The sequence below is a fragment of the Sphingopyxis sp. genome (genome assembly GCF_036402335.1).
In the GTDB taxonomy this organism is placed as follows: Bacteria; Pseudomonadota; Alphaproteobacteria; order Sphingomonadales; family Sphingomonadaceae; genus Sphingopyxis.
The window spans coordinates 1-5,579 of the sequence record NZ_DASWTD010000646.1 but is presented as its reverse complement, the minus strand read 5'-3'; the positions used below and the strand labels follow the sequence as shown (position 1 = coordinate 5,579).

Here is a 5,579-nt window from a genome sequence, read left to right as displayed (position 1 = left end):
GCGGCCGGCCGGGTGCGGATTTTCGTATCCGGCCGGTCGCTGGATTTCCCGTCCACCGAAAAACAGAACAAAACCACAGGATATTATGAACTTCAAATTGAATGCATTTCCCTCCCTTCTTCGGCCCTATTCCGCAATCGATGCGCGGGCCGACAAGCCAATACGGCGATCACCAACATTGTCGCGGCGCGAACTGCGCCGGCTGATTGCCCAGATGGTCGACTGATTCATGTCGACCCAACCCTAAATGAAGGATTTTCTGCCATGTCGAACACCAGCGATTTCTACCTGATCCAGGCAGACAAATGCGCGGCCGACGCGGCGGAAAGCACGCTGTCGCAGGTGCGTGACCGCAACCTGCGCGCCGAACAGGCGTGGCGGACAATGGCCGAGCGCCTGATCCAGACCGAAGCGACGCGCGCGCGGCAAACCGCCGCCGCGGCCGCAAGGGCCGAAGCCAGCGCCGCCGCCGACTGACCGGCTTTACCGGCCGACTGACCGGCTTTACCGTTAGTCGATCCGGCCCAGCAATTCCCCGATTTTCCCGAACATATCGTCGATCTGCGCGCGCTCGACAATCAGGGGCGGTGACAACGCAATGATGTCGCCCGTCGCCCGAACGAGCAGGCCGTTATCGAAGCAGGCATGGAACAATTCCATCGCGCGGGCCGTCGGTGCTCCGCCGCGCGGCTCGAGTTCGATGCCCGCAACAAGCCCGACTGTGCGAATATCGATGACATGGTGCGCGCCTTTCAGGCTGTGCGCCGCATCCTCCCAATAGCCGCCGAGTTCGGTCGCGCGATCGAACAGCCCGTCGCGGGCATAGAGATCGAGTGTCGCGAGGCCCGCGGCACTCGCGAGCGGATGCCCCGAATAGGTGTAGCCGTGGAACAGCTCGATTCCACCGGGCACACTGTCGATGACCGCGTCGTGCAGTTCACGCTTCACCGCGACCGCCCCCATCGGGACGGCGGCGTTCGTGAGCCCCTTTGCCATGGTGATGATATCGGGCGTCACGCCCCATTGCCCCGCAGCTGTCGCGCCACCGACGCGGCCGAACGCCGTGATCACCTCGTCGAAAATCAGGATGATGCCGTGCCTGTCGCAAATCTCGCGCAGGCGCTGGAGGTAGCCCGCCGGCGGCACGAGCACGCCGGTCGAGCCTGCCATTGGTTCGACGATCACCGCCGCGATCGTATCGGCGCCGTGGAGGTCGACAAGCCGCTGAAGATCGTCGGCCAATTCGGCACCATGCTGCGGAAAGCCGCGCGTGAAAGCATTGCGTTCGATGTCATGCGTATGGCGGAGATGATCGACGCCGGGCAGTCCGCCACCGAAGGCGCGGCGGTTGTTGACGAGCCCGCCGACGCTGATCCCGCCGAAGCCGGTGCCATGATAGCCGCGCTCGCGCCCGATCAGCCGGGTGCGCGTCCCCTGCCCCTTCGCGCGCTGGATATTGAGCGCAATTTTCAGTGCCGTATCAACCGATTCGGAGCCGCTGTTGGTGAAGAATATCCGGTCGAGCCCGTCGGGCATCAGGGCGGCAAGCCGCTGCGCGAGTTCGAACGGCAGCGGGTGTCCGAGCTGAAAGGTCGGCGCAAAATCGAGCGTCGCCGCCGCGTTGGCGATCGCTTCGGTAATCTCGGGGCGGCAATGGCCCGCGTTGCTGCACCAGAGGCCCGAGGTGCCGTCGAGGATCTGCCGCCCATCGCTCGACTGATAATACATACCGCTCGCGGACACGAGCTGGCGCGGCTGTGCCTTGTACGATCGATTGGCGGTGAAGGGCATCCAGAAGGAGGCCAGCTGGTCGTTGTCGCCTCTCATTGCCACCATCTCCTTCCGGGCGTTTCGGCATCATCGCCATTCTTGCCGACAGGGCAAGTCCGCACTGATGAAGATGAAGCATTACCGGTTTCGCACAAGCAAAGGATCCGGCATATAATCATGCCGGAAATGGCCGGATAGCGGCCCCCTCTGGCGCTCCCCCAAAGCTTGCGATACGCTGCCCGCTCCACAACGGGCCGACTCCTCGGCCCAATCGGGGGCTCATGTCAGTCAATCTGGAACAATGGATCAGCGACCATAAAATCGACGAAGTCGAATGTATCGTCCCCGACATCAACGGGGTCCAGCGCGGCAAGGTGCTGCCGGCGAAGAAGTTCCTGTCATCGGTAAAGGACAAGTCGCTGCGTATCCCGGGCAGTGTCTTCATCTGCACGATCGACGGCCATTACCCCGAGGATATCGACGATATCTGGGACAAGGATCCCGACAAATATCTGATCGCCGATCCCGACACGATCTGCGTCGCGCCGGGCTTTACCTCGCCCACCGCCTTCGTGATCGCCGACGCGTTCAACGGCGACGGGACCGAAGTCGATATCGCACCGCGGACGATCCTCAAGAAAGTGCTCGGCCTGTACGAGGAAAAGGGCTGGAAACCGATCATCGCGCCCGAGGTCGAATTCTACCTCGTGTCGCAAAATGCCGATCCCGATTTCCCGCTGACCCCGCCCGTCGGCCAGTCGGGGCGCAGCGAAACCGCGAGCCAGCCCTATGGGCTGGAGGCGATGAACGAATATGAGGATATCATCGATCATATCTATGACGATTGCGAGCTGATGGGGCTCGATATCGACACGATGATCCACGAAATGGGCGCCGCGCAGCTCGAGGTCAATTTCGAGCACGGCGATCCTTTGCGGCTCGCCGATGAAGTTTTCCTGTTCAAGCGCGTCGTGCGCAACGTCGCGAAGCAGCACAATGTTTACGCGACCTTCATGGCCAATCCGATGGCGGGCCAGCCAGGCAGCGCGATGCATATCCACCAATCGGTGGTCGACGCGGCGAATGGCAAGAACCTGTTCTCCACCGCCAATGGCCGCGATAGCGCGATGTTCCGCAGCTATATCGCCGGGCTGGTGCGCTACATGCCGCAAATCTCGCCGCTATGGGCGCCCAATGTGAACAGTTTCCGCCGCATGCGTCCCGACAGCGCGGCACCGATCAACGTCCAGTGGGGTGAGGATAACCGCTCGTGCGGGTTCCGCGTGCCGATTTCGGACAAGAACAACCGCCGCGTCGAGAATCGCCTGCCCGGTGCCGACAGCAACCCCTATCTCGCGATCGCGGCGTCGCTGATCTGCGGTTATATCGGCATGGTCGATCGCATGGTGCCTGCCAAGCCGATCACCGGCAGCGCCTACAACCGTGCACGCACGCTGCCGCGCACACTGGAGGCTGCGCTCGATCGCTTTGCTTCGTGCAAAAAGGTCCGCAACCTGCTCGGCGACGATTTCTTCGAAATCTTCTTCGCGGTGAAGGACCATGAGCTCTTCAACTATCAGTCGGTGGTTTCGAGCTGGGAACGCGAACATCTGTTGATGCGGGTCTGACCGGCGCTGCATCATGTCGGAACCGCTGACCTACAGCTATTATGGGGGGAGCGCACATCGCTGGCCCCCGCAGCCGCGGCTGGACGGCGATCGCTACTGCGACGTCGTTGTCATCGGCGGCGGCTTCACCGGCTTGGCTGCTGCGCTTGCGTGCGCCGAACGCGGCTTTTCGGTGATCCTGCTGGAAAAGGAGAAGATCGCTTTCGGCGCCTCGGGCCGTAACGGCGGCCAACTCATTCCCGGCCTTCGCTGGACCGCGTCGGAACTGGAAAAGGACTTCGGTCCGGAGCGCGCCGATGCGCTGTTCGAGCTATGCTGGCGCCAGAACCGCGTGAAAGCCCGCATTCAAAAACATAATATCGATTGCGACCTGAAGGCGGGCCACCTCGAAGCGGCCTGGACATCCGCCGATTTCGACGCGATGCGGCGCGAGGCCGAATATTTGTCGGCACGCTTCGGTTACCAAAGCGATGTCGTCGCCAAGCCGGGTATGGGAGCGCATATTGGCAGCAAACTCTATCACGGCGGGATTTACGACCTGCAGGGCGGGCATTTTCACCCGATCAACTATGCCATCGGTCTCGGCAAAGCGGCGCTCGCCGCCGGCGTGAACATATTGGAGGACTGCCGGGCATTCGGTGTCGAAGATGGGGTCCAACCCGTCGTTTCCGCTTTGGGCGGGGCCATTCGGGCAAGCCATGTCATTCTGGCGGCCGATAGTTGGATGAGCGAGATCTGGATGCGCGATGGCGAGCCGCGTCTCGGGCGCTACACCGTACCGATCATGAACTATAATATCGCGACCGCGCCGCTCGCGAATGCCGATACCCTGCTCCCCAGCGATGCCGCCGTCGCCGATAGCCGCTTCGTGCTCAACTACTTCCGGCTTTCGGCCGACAAGCGCCTGATCTTCGGCGGCGGCGAGCGTTATTCGCAAACACCGCCGCGCGATATCGCAGCCTTCGTCCGCCCCTTCATGGCACAAGTCTTTCCGCAGATCGCCGATGCGAAGATCGACTATGGCTGGGGCGGCGCAGTCGCGGTGACGATGAACCGGCTGCCGCATATCGGGCGGCGCGGGAATGTCTTTTACGCCCATGGCTTCTCGGGCCACGGTGCGCTGGTGACGACGCTCGCCGGCGAATTGATCGCCGAGGCGATGGCCGGGACCGCCGAACGTTTCGACGTCCTCGCGAACCTGCCGTCGAAGCCCTTCCCCGGCGGCAAATGGCTGCGCCGGCCGCTCGCCACGCTCGGACTGCTTTATTATGCGATGAAGGACAAACTCGGGTGATAACGCCCGCCAATATCGCGCGCGTGGCAGATCGTGAAGCCGAACGCTTTCACACCGCCAATTCGCGCACTTTCGTGCATCACGCCGCGGCAAAAGGCTGGTTCCAGTCGGTCCCCTTCCACTGGATGCGCGACTGGCCGAGCCCGGTGCCGATCATCGCTACCTCGGCGAAAGACGCGACGCTGACCAGCATCGATGGACAGGTCTATGACGACTTCTGCCTCGGCGACACGGCCAGCCTGTTCGGCCATTCGCCCCCCGCCCTCGCCGCCGCGCTCGCGAAACAGGCCGGTGAAGGGCTGAGCTACATGCTCCCGACGACACGCGGCGCCGCCCTGTCGGAACGGTTGGCGGCCATGTTCGGCCTGCCGCAATGGCAGGTCACGACGACCGCCAGCGAGGCCAACCGCGCCATCATCCGCTGGTGCCGCGGAATCAGCGGGCGGCCGAAGATCCTGACCTTCAACGGTGCCTATCATGGTGCGGTCGATGACGCCTTTGTCGACCTGAAAGGCGGCGACCCGGTCATGCGCGCGAGCCTGATCGGGCAAGTCCACGACCTGCGCGACACAACCACCGTGATCGAGTTTAACGACGAGGAAGCCCTCGCGGACGCACTGAATCGCGGCGACATCGCCTGCGTGCTCGCCGAACCGGTGATGACCAATGTCGGGATGGTGCGCGATGCGCCAGGCTTTCTGGCAATGCTGCGCAGGCTCTGCGACGAGACCGGCACGCTGCTCGTCTTCGACGAAACGCACACCATCTCGTCGGGCTACGGCGGCCATGGCGTCACCTGCGGACCGAAGCCCGACCTGATGGTCGTCGGCAAGTCGATCGGCGGCGGGGTTCCGTGCGCGGTATACGGCTTTTCGGCTGCGGTCGCC

General features: G+C 63.0%; 5 protein-coding genes. 4 read left to right on the top strand and 1 reads right to left on the bottom strand.

Annotation, left to right across the window (positions count from 1 at the left end; translation table 11 throughout):
* The coding region (locus VGD20_RS20740) for a hypothetical protein (RefSeq protein ID WP_331136265.1) at positions 1 to 477 on the top strand (477 nt) is incomplete at its 5' end.
* Positions 478 to 510: 33 nt separating this feature from the next.
* Here VGD20_RS20740 and VGD20_RS20735 read toward each other — a convergent pair.
* Positions 511 to 1,827 carry an aspartate aminotransferase family protein gene (locus VGD20_RS20735; protein ID WP_331136264.1) on the bottom strand — a complete coding sequence of 439 codons (1,317 nt, stop codon included), beginning with the start codon at positions 1,825 to 1,827 and terminating at the stop codon, positions 511 to 513.
* A 224-nt stretch (positions 1,828 to 2,051) separates the two neighbouring features.
* Here VGD20_RS20735 and VGD20_RS20730 point away from each other — a divergent pair, with 224 nt between their 5' ends.
* The 3 genes from VGD20_RS20730 to VGD20_RS20720 form a co-directional block, all read left to right on the top strand.
* Positions 2,052 to 3,398 carry a glutamine synthetase family protein gene (locus VGD20_RS20730; protein WP_331136263.1) on the top strand — a complete coding sequence of 449 codons (1,347 nt, stop codon included), beginning with the start codon at positions 2,052 to 2,054 and terminating at the stop codon, positions 3,396 to 3,398.
* 13 nt (positions 3,399 to 3,411) lie between these two features.
* Positions 3,412 to 4,692, top strand: a complete 1,281-nt coding sequence (locus VGD20_RS20725) for an FAD-binding oxidoreductase (protein ID WP_331136262.1) — start codon at positions 3,412 to 3,414, stop codon at positions 4,690 to 4,692.
* Positions 4,693 to 4,715: 23 nt separating this feature from the next.
* A partial coding sequence (locus VGD20_RS20720) for a transaminase (RefSeq protein ID WP_331136261.1) occupies positions 4,716 to 5,579 on the top strand: 864 nt, incomplete at its 3' end.